We start from the raw sequence: 18854 nt of genomic DNA on the forward strand, positions 1-18854 counted from the left end.
TGGGGTCGAGTCGGGCGGCGATTTCCGCGTCGACCTGGGTCGCCCCGCGGCCCGGGGTCGGTGCCTGTTCATGCGCGGAATCCGATCACGCACGTTCTCAGACCGGCCGCAGCGCGGGGTCTTTGGTCCCAGCGTCGTTGAGTCAGAGCAGATTGCCGCTCATATCGCCGCTTGTATTGACTCATTTGCAGGGTCGGACAGCTGCGGCGGGGAGTCACTGGTCGATCTCTATGTACCCGCGGCAGTTGCCGGCCGGGATCGCGAACGGCACCTTGCACAGCCAGCCGCCGGTGTTGATCCGTGCCTACGCCCACAATTTCCCGGGGACCGGGACGTCCAGGATCAGCCCCTCGGCCCTTACCCGGAGTGGGAGGTCGTTCGCGGTGCGGCCGTCGGTGGAGCCGATGTGCACGATGACCGGCGTCGGGGGTCTACGACGCGGTGCGGCGGGGGGTCGAACCCATCCCGCCAACTATCGAACAGACGTTCGATACTACTTCTTCCCGGCTTGCCGCGGACCACGCCCATCCGGCGGCCAGACTCACTGTGTCGCGCCCCACCATCGGGTGAACCCCGCGTTTACGGGGTCGAGAAGGTCGACTCGTTCTGATTCTTTCACGCCGGATAGCAGCGCGGCTTCGTAGTATCCGGACATGCCCCTGAGCGACGGCGACACCTTCGCCGGCTTCCGAATCATCCGCCTACTCGGGGCAGGCGGCATGGGCGAGGTCTACCTGGCCCAACACCCAAGACTTCCGCGACGCGATGCCCTCAAACTCTTGCCCAGGGAATGGTCGGCTGACCCCGACTACCGGTCGCGCTTCGCTCGCGAAGCCGACCTTGCCTCGACCCTGTGGCATCCGCACATCGTCGGCGTACATGACCGCGGCGAGCACGAGGGCCAGCTGTGGATTTCGATGGACTTCGTCGACGGCGTCGACGCGGGCCACCTGCTGGCCGATCGTTATCCAGCCGGCATGCCGCTGGACGAGGTGGCCACAATCGTCACCGCGGTGGCGAGCGCGCTGGATTACGCACACAAGCAGGGCCTGCTGCACCGCGACATCAAGCCCGCGAACATCATGCTGACTCACGTCGACGACGACGGTGACAAGCGAGTGCTGTTGACGGACTTCGGCATCGCCCGCAACGTCGATGACATCAGCGGGCTGACGACCACGAACATGACCGTCGGCACCGTCGCCTACGCGGCACCCGAACAACTTATGGGCGAGGACATCGACGGTCGCGCGGATCAGTACGCCCTGGCATGCACCGCGTACCACCTGCTGGCCGGAGAGCAACTCTTTCCGCATTCGAACCCGGCCGTGGTGATCAGCCGCCACCTCAACGCTGCTCCGTCACCACTGTCCGATGCTCGGCCAGACCTTGCCGCGCTCGATCCCGTGTTCGCCGTCGCACTGGCCAAAAACCCCGAAGACCGCTACGCCCGCTGCCAGGGCTTCGCCCGCGACATCACCGCAGCTGCCACACAGAACGGTGCGGGTTTGCTTGCGACAGCCCGAATCCAGCAGGCACCTGCCCGGACCGCTGTACTCCCGGTCTCAAAAGGCGGCCGCCGCGTGCCGGTATGGACTGCTGTTCTCGTCGTCGCGGTATTGGTCGGCCTCGTAGCTGTCGGCACGGTGCTGTGGAGCCCCTGGGATCAACGAGACGAGGCATCACTCCCCGCTCCCACATCGACTACACCCACAGCGAGCGCCGAACCGGCGCCGACCGCGACCGCCGCCGTCACCTCAAATGTCCCTCCGCCATTGGTCACGAGTAACCCGCCGCCGCCTTCCACAACGCCGGCCTGGACCCTGCAGTACCCACCAGCCTCTGGCGCCCTCGGCGAGCCGTGTTACCCCTCCGGGGCCGTCGCCACCGCCCCGGACGGCACCCTCTACTACTGCACCGATGACGAATGGTCGCTCACCGGCGACGTCCCGAACCTGCCGATGATCGGTGAGTGGTGTACGGCCCCGGGCGCTATCGGCACCGGGCCGGACGGCACCCGCTACTACTGCTCGACAGTGCAATACACCGACGGTCACCAATGGTCACTCACGCCCGGCTTAATCCCTCGACCGAAGCCGTCTCCCGTAGTCGTTACGCCGGGCGCTTCTTGCATGGTTCCCGGCAGCGAGGCTGATTCAGCCTATGGACCCGTGTGGTGTAAACCGACCCGTTACGGCTACTACGCATGGCTGCCATAGGACTAAACCCGATTACCTAAACGTTAGTGCGGCGGCTCACGCCTTCACGAGTCTCCGGTCACCAGCGTGGCCCCATGGTCGGCGTGTAGTCGGAGAACAACTCGCGGTGGATCGCCTCGGTCATGTTCGGCCCGGTCTCCGGGCGCTCGGGCGGACAGTCCGGGGCGCGCGCGGTCGGTCCCGCGGATCGCGGCGACGGTCGTTTCCTCGGGTGCTGCGATACCCCATGTGTGGATGAGCCTTTCGCTCAGTGAATGATTGCGCCGCCAGCGTCGGAGTCGATGTCTACGATGCTGTCCCACCGCTCCGGATCGTCCTCGACCACGATGCCGCGCCCCCTGCCGCGCCAAGCATGCCCACCATCGCACCCGGCCTGCCGGGGCGTTCTGGTGGCCGTCGGGTATCCGAATTGCGGCGCGAGCACATAGCCGCTTCATCGACCGGGGGCCCCGGGAACTGTGCCTGTCGCTGCCGTGAAACGTCGGGCCGCCCAATGCAGCTGGCTCGACGGCGACTCCTCCGAGCATGACGGCAGCTCCCAGAGCTCAATCAAGTCCGGCTGTTGGGGTGAGTCTGCTGCCGTTTCACCGATGAAAGGCCTTCTTGTCGGTCGATTCGTGGGTGGATCGTGCCAATTGGGCGCCCGGGCAGGTGATGTGGGGCCGGTCAGGGAGGTAGTGGTGTCGATTTCGCGTTTCCGGCTCCCATGATCGGGTCTATCGGATTCATCGGGCCGTTCCTGTCCTTGCAGGTCGGAAGGTGTTACCTCCAATTGGATAGCGGGGCTGGGGTCGAGGGGGGTGTCCCGGGCGGCGAGGACCTCGGGGTGGTGGTGTCCTGGACGATGTTGGGGGATACCCCCGGTGCACCGAGCGGTGGCATTGGGCGGTTGGTGGTCTTGGTCAGCGATGTCGGTATGTACCAGCGGTGACCCCGCGCCGATGAGATCCTCGATGGTGGTGAAGACGGCCCGGGATTCTTTGAGTTTGAGTGTTAGGCCGTGGTGTCGGGCTACCTCCTTCATCGTCTGGCGTAACGCCCCGGCGTCGATGTCGGCGACGAGGAATGAGTCATGGATGGGGAGTGGGCAGCGTCCTGTCCGGTGGATCATCTCAGTCATGACCTCAATGGCCATGTCGGAGTCCCGCCGTTGGAATCGGGCTCCGCAGTCTGAGTTGAAGTAGTCCTTGATTCGGCGGTGTTTGTACTCGATGGCCTTCAGGAGGCGGTTGGTGAATGTCTGGTGACCCCACCACCGCTGCTGAGCCTCAACCCCGTTCGCCGCGCGCAGCGCCGCGTCGTCGTGCAGCGCCTTGGCAACTGCCAGGACGGCACTGCGCCGGTTCTGGCCGTTGAACGCGATGTTGACCGCGATCTTGACCACCCGCCGGTCGAATCCGTCGATCTCGTAGGGGTCACCCTCCGGCATCGTCGCGCCGGCCTCCGCGTACGCCATCGTGGGGTGCAGGGTCGAGTAGTCGATTTCGACCATGGGGTGCAAGACGCCGTCGATCATGCACTCCAGTTGGCGACGGTCGCGGGAGCGCATGTTCTGGAACGAGGCGCCGTGGCAGTAGAACCGACCGCCACGGTCGAAGGATCCGTTGAAGATTCGTCGTCCGACGGGGATCTCGACGCGCTTCCCGAATTGCCGCAGATCGAGACGGGAGAGGCTCTCGTTCACCACCGCCACCTGCTCGCGATTGGCGGTCGTTTCGGCGGTGTCCTGGTAGTCGATGATCGTCTTGTCGGCGCCGCGGAGCACGATCGTCTCCGCAGGTAGGGTCAGCCGGCGAGGCGCGGACACGTCGAGGAGTGGCCCCACCAGCGCCACCAGGGCGCCGGTCGCCCATGCCACCGACTGGCGTCCCGGGCTGTTCGTGCACCAGATCCCGGGGGTTTGCAGGATCAGGCCGGCGCTGCCGAGGGTATCCATGCCGCGGACGGTGTAGTGCCAAGTGTTACGTGGGTCGCCGTCGCGGTATCGCCGCGGTGTGCGGTAGGCGTCCTTTCCGCGGGCGAAGTGCACCCCGTTGCCGGTGATCTTCTCCTCGGTGACGAGGGACCGTGCGATACCCGCGATGGCGAGCGTCATCGCGACGGTCAAGTCCTCCGGCAGGTACGGGGCGAGTCGGTCGGCGATCGGCCACAGCTGGTCATCGGCCCACCCCAGAACCAGGGGGCTGTGGTTGCCGAATACCGGGTTGTCGAACAGGGAGCGATAAGTCGTCGTCATGCCGGCCCGCCGCCGGCCCGGGTGGCCAGGATCGCCTGCAACATCGGGATCCGTGGTGGGGCGAGCGGGGATGCCTGGTCGGCCGGCTCCCGATGCTGCGCCTCGTACGACCTGAGTGCGCGCGGTGGTGATGTCCTGCACCGTGATTCGCCTCCAACCAACCGGACGGCCGTCGTTGGCGAGGCGATCTACCTCGTCGCCTCTTCTGGAGGGAACCGGCAATAAATGCAGTGAGCCGGCGTGAGATACGCGACGACGGCACCGGCCTCGCAGAATCCGGGTGGGTTACCGGCCGGATGAGAGGTACCGACGGTCGCGTCGATTCCGCGTGGCAGACAGTGAATCTGCCGACCGTGCATCACCGCGGCCGCACACCCGGACTGCTGGACAGCGCGCGTCCAGCAACACAGCGAACCTGGCGTTGACTTGCCGCTGCTCCACTCGGCAGTCAAGTGCAGGGAATCTGCATACATCCGCGATGCTGGCCAACTGTCCGGCATCCTCGGAGCCGTATCGACTTGGGATGGCACGCCGTGATTGTTTGTTCGTTCGTGCGCGGAGCAGGATTTCCGCGCGCGATTGGCCACCCCGGCGGATGCGCGGACAACCCGACCTTACGTATTGAGGTCGTTCACAATGGCGATCGCCAAGCCCGGCTGACCAATTCGCCGCGCCTGCCGATGCCCCCCACTTCTCTACGAAAGGCGAACTGCAAGTGGGCTATAGGCTGCTCTCGCTATGGTGTCGCACGGCGGCGCCGGCGTATCCTACGAGCAACCTGATTCACAGCACGTCTCGCGAATCGCGAGCGATACAGATGGGCCGATGTTCAGTCCCCACGTGAGGTCTGATCACCAAGCTCGCGCCGGACCCGGCCCGCCACGAGCGCTTTGAGACACACATAAACCCGTACCCGGCACGTCAGGCGACATGGACCGTCACGGCTGCGCCAGCGAAGGTCGTACCGCGTGCGAACGTCGGTTCGGTTTGGGTCCAGGTGATCGGCCCTGCGCGCCCCTGTGCGGCCAGCATGCCGTCGAGCATGGCCGACGCCGGCCCCTGGTGCGAGGTGACCTGGAACGAGCCAGCGGGAATGCACACGGTCGCGGTGTGCGTGGTGTCGAACAATGGCGCTCCTTTGGTGGTGGTGGTGTTCGTGCAGAGGGGTGTTCGTGCAGAACAATTCACACGGTCGCTACCCGCCGTCGGCTGCGGAACGCCATTCCGTCCAATGCCCTCGGAGCCATGCGCGCTGCTTCTCGCTGAGGTCTATGTGGACCCTTGTTCCGTGCAGATCTCGGTATGTCGGGTAGTCCAGCAGTTCGGCGGCGACATCTACAACGCCGGCGCCATCCACCGCGATGAGGCCGATGTCGAACAGCCGATGGATGTCTCGGCGAAGGAGGACGCCGCCCTGATCCTTGTGCTCGCCGACCTTGGCATAGCTGTAGAGGTGACAGGCTTCGAGCGCGTCGGTTGGACACGGCCCGGTGATCGCACATGTTCGGTCGTACTGGGCGAGCAATGCCGCTCGGAATGCGGCTTGCCCGATTCTCACCCGTACCGGCCGTGTCTTGTGCCCGCCGGCTATCTGCTCCGACGTCACGTCGAGGACGCGCAGCGGGTCACCCTGCGTGGCGCCACGTAGCGCGGCGCGAAAATCGTCCCACCTCAGCTGCCGGAAACTGTTCTGCGATTTGGGATACACGCACACGGATCGCAGCGTCGGACCGTCGAGCACACCCTCAAGATCGACCCAAGCTTGTCCGTGGTTGCTGCGATATGTCGTCACCGTCTTTGTCGTGAATTCGGGCTGGTCGAACTCCGCGTGGCAGTCGTCGCACCGATAGGGCGGCTGCATTGTTGACCGCATCACCACATTCGCGCGGCCGCATTCCGGGCATCGGCTGGTCCGTTTCTCTTTGGTGCCGTGCTCGATATGTTCGATCACGGATGCCCCGAGAAGCAGGTTGTCCCAAATGACGATCGCGTCGCCTTCGGCGACAGTGGCGTGGCTCGGCACCGAGCTATCCCACGAGTAGTGCGATGCTGCATCGTCGTCGTAGCGATCGCTGCCTATGAGGCGTCGATAATCCTCCTGCTTCGACTGCGCGAGCCATGCGCGCGCGCCTTCCACCTGTGTCAAACCTTCATCCCCTGGTCTCATCGTCGGCCAATACGTTGGATATACAGGACCGGGCTGACACACCACGGCAATAGGATGACTCGACCGCCAGGACGATCACCGTTACCTGCACTTGCAACCCGCGGCCCCCGGATGCGGACCGGGCAGAAATGCATGTTGTTCACCAGTCACGCCGGGCTGGTTCGGTTCCGCATCCTGGGTCACCGCGCCGGATACTCCAGGAGACCTAGAGCACCTGGCGAGCTCTGCCTACTTGGACTTCGCGGCGACCACATTGGTTCCCACTACCGGCGAGTGGTTCTCTGATTCCTGACCAGGCCGGCATACCCGAGAGGCTTGTCGGCCCGCCGAGTCATACTCGATTCCATGTCGTCCTTCCTTGCCGAACCCGGTGCGCTCACCTCGTGGCGTCAGGTCGTGCTCATGGGCGTGAACACGCGCACATACAAGTTCGCGCTGGGATCGGCGTTGCTCGATCTGGCGCGCGAGGGGCACGACGGTGTGCCATTGCGTGACCTCGCGGCGGCGTACGCGCAGGCTCTCGTGACGCGTCCCGGTGAATTCCCGCAAGCCCCGGCGGCGCAGACCCTCAGCGACGGAGACTTCTTGTCCGTGCTGCGGCGGGAACGGGCCGAATCGCTGGCCGAGGGCAGGCCGAGCGACGAACTCGTCGATGCGGCCGTGAAGTCGATGCCCGGCATGGTGATGCAGAAGTTTCACAACCTGCGCGCGATCGGTGAAGTGCCACATACGTTCTACGAGATCGTCGGCAGGGGGAACGCCCGAATGGTGCGCTTCACGTCCGAGCTGGTGAAGGTCGCAGCCGTGGACACGCTGCTTGTGTCCGAACTCGACGCTCGATGGTCGATCGTGGAAACGTCGTTCGATGCAGGGATCGGTCGAAGTCTGATCGGTGGCGTCGACGTCAGCGTCGACAGTGAGACGCTGTTGGTGCGCCGCGTTGCGGTGACCGGAGTAAGGCAGGCGATTGACGGCTTCCAAGGTGGTCGATGCTTCTACTGCGGTGCGCCGTTCGAAGATCTCGGCGTCGACGTGCACGTCGACCACGTGTTTCCGTTCTCCTGGATGAACACTGGAAGCTGGCGCGGCCCGGATCTCAATCACATCTGGAATCTCGTGCTCGCGTGCGCGCCGTGCAATATGACCAAGAGCAACCGCCCGCCGTCGGCATTGGAAATCAAGCGGCTGCTGGAGCGAAACGATGCTATCGACCTGTCGCCGCATCCGTTGCGCCGCACGATCGAGATCACGATGGGGACCATCGGGCCGACGGCCGCCGACCGAGCCCGTCAGCGACGCGAGTTTGTCGCTGCCGTCTGGCTGCTGACCACCGACGGACCCTCAGGACTTTCCTCACGCGTGTGAAGCAGCACTCGGCAAATACGCGCTGTCAGCGACTGTCGAGGTCCGCCGACCGGCACACGTCACCCATTGGCGGTGTCGCGACAGTCTCCCCACACACCTGGAATTAGTGCGTCCGGTGCGCGCTGCCGCACCGGCACGCCTGCCAGCCGACGAGCACCTTGGTACGCGGTGAACTCGTGCCGGTCGGGCGGTGCTCCGGAGCTACATCAACCCAACCTTTTCCGTGCGGCGCAGGCTCGTCGTTATACGGCTAATCATGCCGCCCGCCGGGTCAAGGAGAGCGCACCTGGCGGGCCTATCTGGTTCCGTTGATGTTTGGGTCAGTAGTTGGCGCAGTAGGCATAGCCGTAGTCGTTGGTGTCGCGGCATTGCAGCACGCCGTTGAGGTAGATCGAGACCGAGGTGTAGTCCGACCAGGAGGGCGCGTCGAAGGACACCAGCAGCGCGTCGGTGACGTCCGGGTCGTACATGGTCACGTCCAGGTAGCCGCAGTAGGTGCCGTTGCTCTGCCGGGTGGGCAGCGTGGTGTAGTACTCGCCGGTCATGTCGCCGTCGGCGGCGCGGTAGTCGAAGTAGCCGTAGCTCGCGTCCGAGCAGACGCCGTAGCGCACCACGTCGTAGGAGGGGGTCGGGGCCGGACCTTCACTGGATCCACTGGATCCCCAGGACTGAGCCGAGGCGGCGGGTGCGAGGACGAGCGTGCTTGCTGCGGCCAGGACGGCGGCAGCGATTGTGCGTTTCATTAGGGTTTGCTTTCTTCTTCGGATGTTGTTTGTTGGACTGGCGGTGGGCGGAGTCGGTTCCGCACGCCCGGCGACCTTGGCCCGCGATTCGCTGCTTCCGAATAGCGGCGGCTTGGGGATATCAGTAGCTCGCAGAATCACGTCGGTCGAGGTCGGCGGGGCTGTAGTCGCCGTAGAGTCCGCGTTGATCGCCCTGCAGGTAGAGCTGGTGCTGGTGTTCGGCACGTTCCGCGAGCGGGTCGGCTGCCGTGGCCATATCCGCGGCGTGGCGGCGGCTGCGGTGGTCGAGGTGCAGTTTCCAAAAGACCGGGGCGCACACGACACTGATGATCGCCATCGAGATCCGCTGCCCGAGCGGGGTCTCGGTGTCGAACAGCGACACCGGGATGGACAAGGTGAAGAACACCGCGCAGATGATGCGCCAGTGCGTCTTCCAGACGGGCACGAACCACCGCCACAGCCGCGCCCAGAACCCCTCCGAGGCTCGGGGAGTGCCTCGTACCGCGAACGGGGACGTGAAGGGGTGGGCGAGGGTCTGCTGCGCCCGTTGATTTGCCGGACGGAGCTGGCCGTCAGGATCGAGTACGAACAGGGTGATGCCGACTGTGTCGGCGTAGTCGACTGCTGCGCGGGTATAAGGCGCGGCAGCGAAGTAGTACAGCGCCGCGTGCTGGTCGGTGCCACGAACGCCCCAGAGTGCCTCCAGCTCGGTCCGTTCGGTCGGCGTGCCGCGCCAGTTCACCCGCGCAAGAGCGCCGCGGGCGCGCACATCGAGTCCGACATCCGAGTTTCCGCCGAGGGCGCGGGCGTCGCTGTAGCCGAAACGCTGTAGGTGTCTGGCCGCATTGGCGGCGGCGTCGGTGGCGGCGCGGATGTAGGTCACGACAGTGTTCTCTCTCGAACCGGAAGGAGGGCCTCGGGTTCGCGCTGGATCAGTTCAGGGTTGGTGACGGGTGATGGCGAACAGTTCGCCGTGTCGCACCGACGTTCGATGGAATGCGCGCTCGATTCCGCTTCGTGTTTCGTGGGAGCGGAAACGAGCGCGGACCGGGAGGTCTACTTTCAGACAGCGGGGGCGACGATTTGCGGGGCGACGATTTGCGGGGCGACGATGTGCGGGGCGACGGCCTCGGGGGCGACGTCTTCGAAGGCGATGTTCTCCCACTTCCACCTCTGGATTCGTGGACCGACCCAGAACAAGTAGATGCCCACCGTCACAACGATTAGCAGGAACCACTTGATCCACATACCGAAAAGCCCCCAGGCCGATCCGGTGAAAACCAGACGTCGGTCATCGATCCAGGAGTGCTTTGCGCGCCAACGTTCCTTGAGCACGAGTGCAAACGGGTAGCAGATCCCGAGGGTGCACACCGTGATCAACAGGGCGAGCAGGCCAGTCCCCACGTAGGTGCCTGCTCCGCCGTCGAAATGGAACCGGCCATGTTGCCGCGCCATGATAGAACTCCGATCTAGTTGTGGATTCACTCATTTCATCGGATCGGGCACGGTGGGCGTTCCGCGGCAAAAGTCACCGAAAACGAGGACGGACGACTCTTGTGCTTTTCCCATTGCTTCCTGCAGACCCCAGTACAGGGCAGTGGGGAGCACCGAGGTCGGAACGGATCGCACAAATTGTTACGTCGCGTGCCTCCGCGCTGAACGAGGGCCGCGAAGCCGAGTTGACCTGGCCTACGCGGACACCGCTGGACTACCCCATCGATCATGTCGACCGTAGTTCTGCCATAGTCCGCAACGTATACCGATGGTAGATCCGCCGACGCTATGGCGCTCTGCATCACGGCGAGGTCGAAACCTATAGTGCTGCTATAGAAGTCTCGTGGCGTGCCGACGATCAAGTAACTTCGAGCGCCGCAGAAAGCCCATGAAAGGTATAGGTGCTTTCGTGCTGCGCCTTGGGTGTTCGCCCTGCGAGACTGACTGGAAGCATCGACCACGGTGCGTCTCCGGTGGAGCGAGGAGTACAAGCCATGCCCTTGTCCGAATCGGCTGCCAACCGGCGATCCCTGGCCTCCCCTGAATTTTGCGTGCAGCCGCTGGGCCACCACCGTTGGGCGAGGGCGACGACGTGGGCGGCGGAGTCTGTGAGGGCCGACTTCGAGCGCAGAGAGCCGCGCTGCCGGATCTGTCGTGATGAGTCTGTCTGCATTGCCGTGAACGGCCTCCTGGACTGGCGCGGTGTCCCAATCATTCGGGAGGGCGGCAACTTCCACCGAATCACCCTGGCCGAGATCCTGCGCAGCATCGAGCCACTCAACGAGGGCCGCGACGCGAGGGACCGGATCACCTACGACAGCCTGTGGATCCACTCCCAGCGGCACTACAGCTTTGCTGGAAAGGTGGCCTATTGGAACGCCAGGGTGGTCAAGGACTTCCGGAATGCCCTACTTGGAGAAGGGGTGTAGCAAACCTATAGATTTGTTGCAGAGAACCGGCCACTAAGTACGAAGAATCGGTCCTCGAGGGTCCGCAACAGCGGCTCGTGAACGTGCTGTGAGGGGGCAGAGCCCGAGTCGGCATTAGATGTTGCGCCACCACTGGCTCACGCGCTCGCGTTGAATTTTGACGTCCTTAGGATCCCATGTGCCCCCCGGTTTGCCGTTCCTGTCGGTAACGAACGCGACCAGGTTCGGCTCGCCGCGCAGATGGCAGTCCCAGGCAATTGCATCGAGAAGACGAATGATTCCCTGGTCCTTGTACTGAAGCCTCCGCACCAGTTGCGTAGGTCCTGATAGGTCGACTCCCTGCCGAGGGAGCCACGCGCAACCAGCAACGGACGGACCTCGTTGACCGAGTCGACCAGTGGCGCAGTAACCGGGCACTCTCGCGGCTCGCTCGGCCACATCGCCTGTCCGACAGTCAGTCGGCTGGTTTGGGCTGAACCTCGCATCTCGTCTCCTCAAGTGTCTCCGATGGGTACACGTCCATCGAGAACACGTCGCTATGTGTTAGCTGCGAAGCCGTCGACCGGTGCAATGTCGCGACTCGGTCGGCGCATCCGCCAAGCTACCGAACGCCCCGGGTAACCCCGGCGAACTTTCGTCGCCGAACCCGGAGACTTGCCCCACTAACGTCCGCTCAACAAATCGTCTCCGCGCAGTTACCGCACTTCGGCACGTCGGCCCGATTCGCGTACCAGGTCGGGGATCAACTCGCGGACGAGCTTCCATCGGTCACCGTGGTGGCATGGCCAATCACACGGCTGTGGACCGACCGCAGGAACTCCAAACGGCAAACAGTTCACCGGCAAGTTCACCAGACCATTACCGGCCGAGGTCCTCTTCGAACGGATCTGTCGCGACAACGGCATCACCGCCCGATTAACCAAACGACGCCCTCCAACGACCACCGGCAGGGTCGAGCGCTTCCACAAGACGTTGCGACGCGAACTTCTCGACGAGACAGGCGCATTCGAATCGATCGAGGCTGCCCAGGCAGGAATCGACGAATGGGTTCACGCCTACAACACCGTGCGGCGCCACCAATCGTTGGACATGGCTACGCTAGCGAGCGGGTCGCACTCATCGCCGACGACCCGGACGTGGCGCTGGATGCTCGGGTCGAGTTGACGGACTTGCTCGTCGAGGCCGACCGGCGGGCGAACGAGAGCTAGCGACTCTGCTGTATGCCGGAAGGGTTTGTGGCAGCGTTATCCCAGCCGCGCCATGGGTGTGCGGCCCGTCGCCGTAGTCATCGCCTCCCGCAGTGGATGACTACTGCCGATCAGGCGTTCGTTGCGCTGCCACAGCGACTCCAGGAAATCTCCGTGCGCCCTCGTGGACGACGAGCAGCGTGCGGTGCTGATCGAGGCCGGATACGACCCGGACAACGCAGAGATCTTTGCGAGATCGACCGGGTGCAGTGGGATCTGTCAATGCTGCAAGACGATCAGAACGACTGACGTGCCCCGCTTGGCCTCGGCGGTCCAGATCATCATCGTGTGAGGTACGACTCCGGTGGATTGCCGATGGTGGTCTCCGGCCACGCGCGCGTATGCGGATCTTTACGCTCGGCAACGTGGAGAAGTCGAAAGCTATAGTGCTGCTATAGAAGTCGCACCGTCTGCCGACATTCAAGGTCGTTCAAGTGCCGCAAAACTACAGCGTTCTCGGCTACGCCGATGGCCCTCGCTCTGAGAGACTGGAACTGGTGCATCGACCACGGTGCATCTGCTGCGGATCGAGGAGTGAAAGCCATGTCCGTATCCGAGGCGCTCGCCACCCCCGTCGACGAACTCATGGATTCGATGCAGTGGGCCCCGCGCAACGGATTTCACATCGAACCCCGATGCCGCGTGTGCCGAAACGACGAGGCTCTAAAGAAGGTGAACGACCTGCTCGCCGGCGGAGCCAGCTACGCGATGGTCTTGCGCGCCCTTGGGGAAGACAACGCCGTGCTCGACAAGTGCGACCGGATCACGCTCGACTCGGTCAGGAACCATTGTGTGCGGCACTTTCCCGTGCAGAATGTGGCCAAGGCAACATACCGGGAGATCCTCGAACGCCGCGCTCGGGAGAACCACGTCGACTTCGTCGAGGGCGTTGTTAACGCGATCACACCGCTTGCATTCCTCGAAACGGTCTTGGTGAAAAGTTATGAGCACCTTGTCGACTCGGATACCAAGGTAGATGTCACTACGGGTATCGCTGCGGCTGGTCGGTTGCAGTCGTTGATCGATTCCGGGGACCAGGGTCGCGATATCGCTGTGTTGAGGACGCAGGTCGGCCAGCTCGCAGACGCGGTCAAGTCCGTAGTGCCGCGGGAGTTGTGGGGGGCGATCGTCGAGAAGCTCGACGAGCTGGAGCAACTGCCGCAGGCCCTCGACGCCGGCGTGGACTCGTTCGATGACGACGACCCGTACGACCCCTTGGAGTTCGCGGAGGCGGACGACGAGTTTTGACCCGTTGGCCGAGGACGATGAGCTTTGAGACCGGCCGCCGCTTTTCAGGCGCCGATGAGAGCTTTCGGTTCGGGAGAGCGCCCACCGATAGCGCGGAAGAGCGGGCCTATGCCAGATCACGATGAGCGGACGCCGGCCTGTTGAGTCGCTTGGTGATGGACGGTGGCGAGCACCGCGGCAACGCGAATCGCGGACGTCGCAGAGCCCCACACCTGCCCTCCCCGGGCGGTAACGTCGGTTAGCTTTCGGATTACCGAACGATGCCTACACCGTCCCCCACGGTCGTTGGGCCCGTTGGCGCAGTCACAACGCGGAGGGTAGTGGACATGTCAGTGGGAGGCGCTCCGGCGTTCACCGAGCTGGACTGCGCCTTGTTGGGGCAGTTCGCGGGCGGTACTCAGACCAGGGATCTGACGGAGGACCAGGTATCGGGCATCGCCGACCTGCGGACCCGCCTCCGCGCCGCGGCAACCTCGGTCGCTGACCAGCTGTCGGTCGACTGGCGGCCGTTCAAGTCGGATGTGAACCGGCCCAGCATCAGCGGCCACGTGGCCAAATTGCTCTGGTCTTGCGCATACCCGTCTGCTTCGCCCCACAAGTCGTTCGGGTTGCAGGTCGCGCTCATCGTCCAACCCAGCGGCGTCGAGCTGTGCTTCTGCCTCGGGTCTGGTGCCAGCCAGTCTAAGTCCGCCCACACTCGCGACGAGCTCGGTCGAGAGTTCGCGCGGGTACACGAGCGGATGCAGACCGCGCCCCGTGGCGTCGTTGAGGACGTCACCGAGCGACTTGGGTCCGACTGGTCGTTTCGCAAGAAATGGCTCATGCCAGCGGGGGCCGGCGAGTTCCGGACCTTCGAGGAGTGGCTCAGGTCCGCTGGCGCCTCGTCCGAAGGTGGAGCCAGCATCTCAAGGTATCTCACGCCGGAGGAGGTGGACGGTGCCGCACCGGCGTTCGTCGACGACCTGGTGCGATTGACGCGCGCAGTCCGCCCGCTCGTGGACTGGGTATACCCGGACGACCGCACGGACATACAGACCGCTGGTCTCGGCGCGGCCGACCTGGCCGTGGAGCCCGATGAGTCGGGACGGATCCCACCTGGGTTCCGACGGGACCTCTTCGACGTCGCCGTCGCCGAGTTGAAGCGTGAGCGCCTCGAGCATGGCGACCTCCATCAGGTGGCGTGCCGCCAGCTGGCTGCGTGGATCGAGCAGCGAGACACCCTGACCGATGATGCCCTTTGGGCTGGTCTTCGCGACCGCTTCCTGCCGTTCGGGTATGTCGAGATCGACGGCAATAGGTACGGCGCGAATTCCCCGACCCCGCTCAATGAGGCCGAGCTCCGTGCCGCGGAACAAGCGGGTCGCGTCACTGCACATGGCAACCTTCACTGGACCGGCCTCGCGAGAGCGGTCGGCAGGGAGCGGGACGATGTGCCGGCGATCAGGGCCGCGATCGACTGGATTCTCGATGAGACAAGCCCGTTCGACGTCCGCATCGCTGCCCTCGTCGGTGGTGATCGGCACGTCCGCGGCTTCGCCATCGCGGTGTGGACCGGCTTCTACGCGATGGTTCGCGACTGGGGACAGCCGGCGGTAAACGCGACGGTGCACGGGGCGTACGAGAAGCTCGGCTGGCCGCTGGTGGAGGACGGTCCCGCGGCTGGAGTGGCGGAGGTCCGCGCACGTGGGGAACTGCTACTCGCCGAGAGTGGGCTTCCTTCGCTCTCCGACATCGACTGGGTGTATTGGCGCGTCCTCGACATGGGGTCGACGGACACCCCCACGAAACAAGCAGGCATCGGACTCATCACTGCTGAACCTCCCGAGAGCCTGAATTGGATGGATGCGTCCGCCGTGCCTGGTGTCCTGCGAAGCGTCGCGGCTGGCGCTGGTCTCTGGTTCGAGTCGTGGGTGCTCGAAGACCTCTACCTCGCACTGCGTACCAAGCCGTTCTTGATCCTCACCGGGCTATCAGGCACGGGGAAGACGAAGGTCGCACTTGCGCTCCAGGATCTGTTGACCGACAAGGACACTCGTGCTTTCGTCTCGGTCCGCCCGGACTGGGTCGATGGCAAGGGCCTGCTCGGCTTCCACAACCTCCTCACCGATACGTTCGTCATGACCGACACGACGCGCCTGCTGCTCGACGCCGAGGCCGAGTTCAAGGCCAGGGGCCGCGATGCGCGTCCGTACATCCTTCTCCTCGACGAGATGAACCTCGCCCGCGTCGAGCACTATCTCGCCGACTACCTCAGCGTGCTCGAGTCGCGGCGCGTCACTCCGGATGGCCAGGTCACCGACGAGCAGATCGTGCTCCACACGATGGGTAGTAACCTCCCGACCAGTGGCGATGGGCGCGCCGTCCCGCCGACGGTCGGCCTCGCGCCGAATGTCTACCTCATAGGGACCGTCAACATCGACGAGACGACCCATCCGTTCAGTCGCAAGGTCCTCGACCGCGCGAACGTCGTCGAGCTGTTCGATGTCGACCTTACGAAGAGTGGCGTTGACGGCTCGACTGGTAACGCCGCGGCTGAGCGGCGCAAGACACGCGATCACTTCGCGCGCGGGGGTCGATTCGTTGACCTCACCGAGCCGAGCCTCGACACACCCTGGCTCACCGAGCTCGTCGCGGTCAACGCCGTGCTCGCACGCGACCGGCTGCATTTCGGGTATCGGGTCCGCAACGAGATACTCGCCTTCGTCGAGCAAGCCGGGGATGGCGGACTTCTCGGAGAGGGCGAAGATGCCAGGCGCGTCGCGCTAGATGTCCAGCTGCTCCAAAAGGTCCTTCCGAAGCTGGCCGGCTCCCGTGAGCGACTCGAGCGTCCGTTGCGTGGACTCCTCGCCGTGTGCCTCACCCCCGGCGCGCGCCGGAACGATCGCGCCGGGCTACTCGCGGATGACCCTGAGCAGCTGTTCACACGGATGGAGGCAATCGCGGGCGGCGATGGTTGGTCCGCCGTCGAGCAGATCCAAGCCGCGACCGGCGATGCGCCCGAGTTGATCGACGGCGAGGACGAGGAGGTCGCGGATGCGACCGAGAACGTCGCTCAGGCCGAATCCCCGGGGCTCCCAGCTGCCCGCGCAATGGTGCGGTCCGGTCCGTGGCCGCTTCGGACCGACGAGTTGCGGTATCCGCGCACCGCCAGGAAAATCGCTCGCATGCTGCTACAGCTCCGCGACGAGGGCTACGCCAGCTTCTTCGAGTGAGCATGCGACGATTCTCTGCGCTCCGTCGCGAACGAGATGGCGTTGTCGTCACCATCGTCGCGTCCGATGGTCGCGAGTCCTGGGACGACGCATTGCCCTTGGTCGCAGGTTGGCGGGGGATCGCTTCACCCCATCGGACCGGGATGTCAATCGAAGAGGACGGTGACTCCGCTCGAGTTGTCATGGAGGAACAGTCGACCTATACGGTGCGCGTGGCCGGTGCGACATGTGAGCGCGCTGGGTTCAGCGAGCCACGCGTGCAGGCCGTCTCCGCTGCGCGAGCCCAGGAGTCTGTATTCCGGCTCGAAACCGGGAACCTCATCGGGCTCACCTCGATAGTCTTCGACCCGACGAGCCCAGAGGACAAGTCCGCGGTCGCAGCGAGGATCCGAGTGCGCAAGCTGGGCGATCCGGACGCGGACTTCGAATGGCTCGTCATGAGCGTGGTCAAAGCCATCCGGGCCCTCGCGCTCACGGTCGCGAGTCCGACAGCGCTGAAGACCGCTCGGACCACGCGCGCAGCCTCTTACGCGTATGAAGACCTAGTCTTTTTGCGTTCGATCGCGAAGGACGTCTCGCAGGCCGTCGAGCAGATCTCCCGCAACCCGCAATGCCGGGTCATCCGGCGCGTCGAGTCGATGGACGCATGGCTGGCTCCGGAGATCGCCCCAGCGCAGCTCGCGTCGATCGCGACGGACCCACGATCGATCGCGATGGTTTCCGAGATAGAGCAGCGACGTCTGGTGTCGCCTGGGGCACGGCAGACGTTCACCAAGTCCGGGCGGACCTTCGGACCGGTGCGGCTGCCCGCGGGCCGGCGAGAGGTCGACTACGACACCTACGAGAACCGCTTCGTCCGCTTCGTGGTGACGAACTTCCGACAGCGGGCTCTCAGCATCGCTGACGCCGCTCGACGAGCCGAATGGCCTTCGCTCGCGCGAGACGCCGACGACCTCGCCGTGCGCTTCGCATCACTGCTCCGGCTCACGCCCTTCGCGGAGGTCGGGGACCTCACGACCTTCGCCTCCACCTCGCAGGTTCTCTTGCGGGAGGACGCATACAACCGGCTGCTGCGTCTATATCGGGAGTTCATCCTCACCGCGGATGTCGTCTGGGACCGGTTCCGGACACTTCAGGAGAACCGCGACGTGGCCCGCCTCTACGAGATATGGGTGTTCCTCGAGACGGTCCGTGCGGTGGGATCGGTCCTTGGCCGTGGAGCACAGGCCGAGGACTCGGCGACCGCGGTGATCCGCACGCTCCCCGACGGCCTTCACGTCAACCTCGCAGAAGGTCGGAAGAGTTCGGTAGCGTTCCGCTTGCCTCATGGTGACGTGCGGGTCACGTACAACGAGTCGTATCGGCATGCCAGCACGGACCCCCGCGAGTTAGGGACCGCCGCTTCGTACTCGCTGACCCTCCGCCCGGATGTCTCCATCGAGGTGCGACGTGGATCGAGGCGGCGCCGGATCTTCCTCGACGCGAAATACCGCCTCGACGGATTCGGTGCCGAGCTCGTGGGTGTCGGGGAGGAGGTCGACGAGCAGCCCGGCCAGCAGGGCACCTTCAAGCCGAGCGACCTCCACAAGATGCACACCTACCGCGACGCTATCGGGGGTGCCTTCGCAGCGGTGGCGGTATATCCGGGGGTCGAGCAGCGGCTGTACCCACCGAGGAGAGCCGACTTCACCACGAGGGGTGGCGTCGGGGCCGTCCCGCTCCGGCCCGGCGACTCGTATGACCCGGCTGTGTTCGTCGAAGCGGTCTCGGCGCTCATGAGGGCAGCCTGGGCGTCGATGAGTTCGACCTTCGAGAACGACGATCCGAACGAACCCCTGGGGTTCGCCGAAGCGGACAGCGGGGTTTGAACCGGTCGACGCCGGAGGAGCCCACGACTCCGCCCCCGGATGACGCCGCAGGTACCGGGTGGAAGCTCGCCGACCGGCTCACAACCGGGCAGATTGCCATTCTGGGTACTACGTCCGGGGCCCAGC

At 64.7% G+C, this 18854-nt stretch carries 13 protein-coding genes and 1 pseudogene; 8 read left to right on the forward strand and 6 right to left on the reverse strand.

Features of this window, described 5'->3' with window-relative positions:
* Positions 1-653: 653 nt before the first annotated feature.
* Positions 654-2219, forward strand: coding sequence for a serine/threonine-protein kinase (locus tag OG921_RS26630; RefSeq protein WP_323182798.1), 1566 nt, complete (start codon positions 654-656; stop codon positions 2217-2219).
* Between the two features lie 433 nt (positions 2220-2652).
* Here the strand turns inward: OG921_RS26630 and OG921_RS15860 are convergent, their stop codons facing one another.
* The 3 genes from OG921_RS15860 to OG921_RS15870 form a co-directional block, all read right to left on the reverse strand.
* The gene (locus OG921_RS15860; RefSeq protein ID WP_266113427.1) at positions 2653-4155 is read right to left on the reverse strand and encodes a hypothetical protein; all 1503 of its coding nucleotides are present in this window, start codon (positions 4153-4155) and stop codon (positions 2653-2655) included.
* 1221 nt (positions 4156-5376) lie between these two features.
* On the reverse strand, positions 5377-5583 hold the full coding sequence (locus OG921_RS15865) for a hypothetical protein (protein ID WP_266113428.1): 207 nt from the start codon (positions 5581-5583) through the stop codon (positions 5377-5379).
* Between the two features lie 67 nt (positions 5584-5650).
* Positions 5651-6592 carry an HNH endonuclease gene (locus tag OG921_RS15870; RefSeq protein WP_323182806.1) on the reverse strand — a complete coding sequence of 314 codons (942 nt, stop codon included), beginning with the start codon at positions 6590-6592 and terminating at the stop codon, positions 5651-5653.
* A 375-nt stretch (positions 6593-6967) separates the two neighbouring features.
* Between OG921_RS15870 and OG921_RS15875 the strand changes: the two genes are divergently transcribed.
* Complete coding sequence (locus tag OG921_RS15875) at positions 6968-7987, forward strand: HNH endonuclease (RefSeq protein ID WP_266113430.1); 1020 nt, start codon at positions 6968-6970, stop codon at positions 7985-7987.
* 320 nt (positions 7988-8307) lie between these two features.
* On the opposite strand, the gene OG921_RS15880 is transcribed toward OG921_RS15875, so the two are convergent.
* The 3 genes from OG921_RS15880 to OG921_RS15890 form a co-directional block, all read right to left on the reverse strand.
* Positions 8308-8730: a hypothetical protein gene (locus OG921_RS15880; protein ID WP_266113431.1), complete on the reverse strand. Its 423-nt coding sequence runs from the start codon at positions 8728-8730 to the stop codon at positions 8308-8310.
* 121 nt (positions 8731-8851) lie between these two features.
* Positions 8852-9613 carry a hypothetical protein gene (locus tag OG921_RS15885; RefSeq protein WP_266113432.1) on the reverse strand — a complete coding sequence of 254 codons (762 nt, stop codon included), beginning with the start codon at positions 9611-9613 and terminating at the stop codon, positions 8852-8854.
* A 179-nt stretch (positions 9614-9792) separates the two neighbouring features.
* On the reverse strand, positions 9793-10185 hold the full coding sequence (locus OG921_RS15890) for a DUF898 family protein (protein WP_266113433.1): 393 nt from the start codon (positions 10183-10185) through the stop codon (positions 9793-9795).
* 533 nt (positions 10186-10718) lie between these two features.
* Here OG921_RS15890 and OG921_RS15895 point away from each other — a divergent pair.
* The 6 genes and pseudogenes from OG921_RS15895 (at position 10719) to OG921_RS15920 (ending at position 18728) form a co-directional block, all read left to right on the forward strand.
* Positions 10719-11153, forward strand: a complete 435-nt coding sequence (locus OG921_RS15895) for a hypothetical protein (RefSeq protein WP_266113434.1) — start codon at positions 10719-10721, stop codon at positions 11151-11153.
* An 822-nt stretch (positions 11154-11975) separates the two neighbouring features.
* Positions 11976-12260: pseudogene (locus tag OG921_RS15900) on the forward strand (integrase core domain-containing protein); the annotation flags it as partial.
* Positions 12197-12361, forward strand: coding sequence for a hypothetical protein (locus OG921_RS15905; RefSeq protein WP_266113435.1), 165 nt, complete (start codon positions 12197-12199; stop codon positions 12359-12361). The pseudogene OG921_RS15900 and the gene OG921_RS15905, both read left to right, overlap by 64 nt.
* Positions 12362-12943: 582 nt before the next feature.
* A complete protein-coding gene (locus OG921_RS15910) occupies positions 12944-13648 on the forward strand; it encodes a hypothetical protein (protein WP_266113436.1) in 705 nt (234 codons plus the stop codon).
* A 326-nt stretch (positions 13649-13974) separates the two neighbouring features.
* Positions 13975-16860, forward strand: coding sequence for a hypothetical protein (locus OG921_RS15915; RefSeq protein WP_266113437.1), 2886 nt, complete (start codon positions 13975-13977; stop codon positions 16858-16860).
* Between the two features lie 143 nt (positions 16861-17003).
* Positions 17004-18728 carry a DUF2357 domain-containing protein gene (locus OG921_RS15920; RefSeq protein WP_266113438.1) on the forward strand — a complete coding sequence of 575 codons (1725 nt, stop codon included), beginning with the start codon at positions 17004-17006 and terminating at the stop codon, positions 18726-18728.
* Positions 18729-18854: the final 126 nt, after the last annotated feature.

The organism is Aldersonia sp. NBC_00410 (assembly GCF_026342035.1).
Taxonomy (GTDB): Bacteria; Actinomycetota; Actinomycetes; order Mycobacteriales; family Mycobacteriaceae; genus Aldersonia.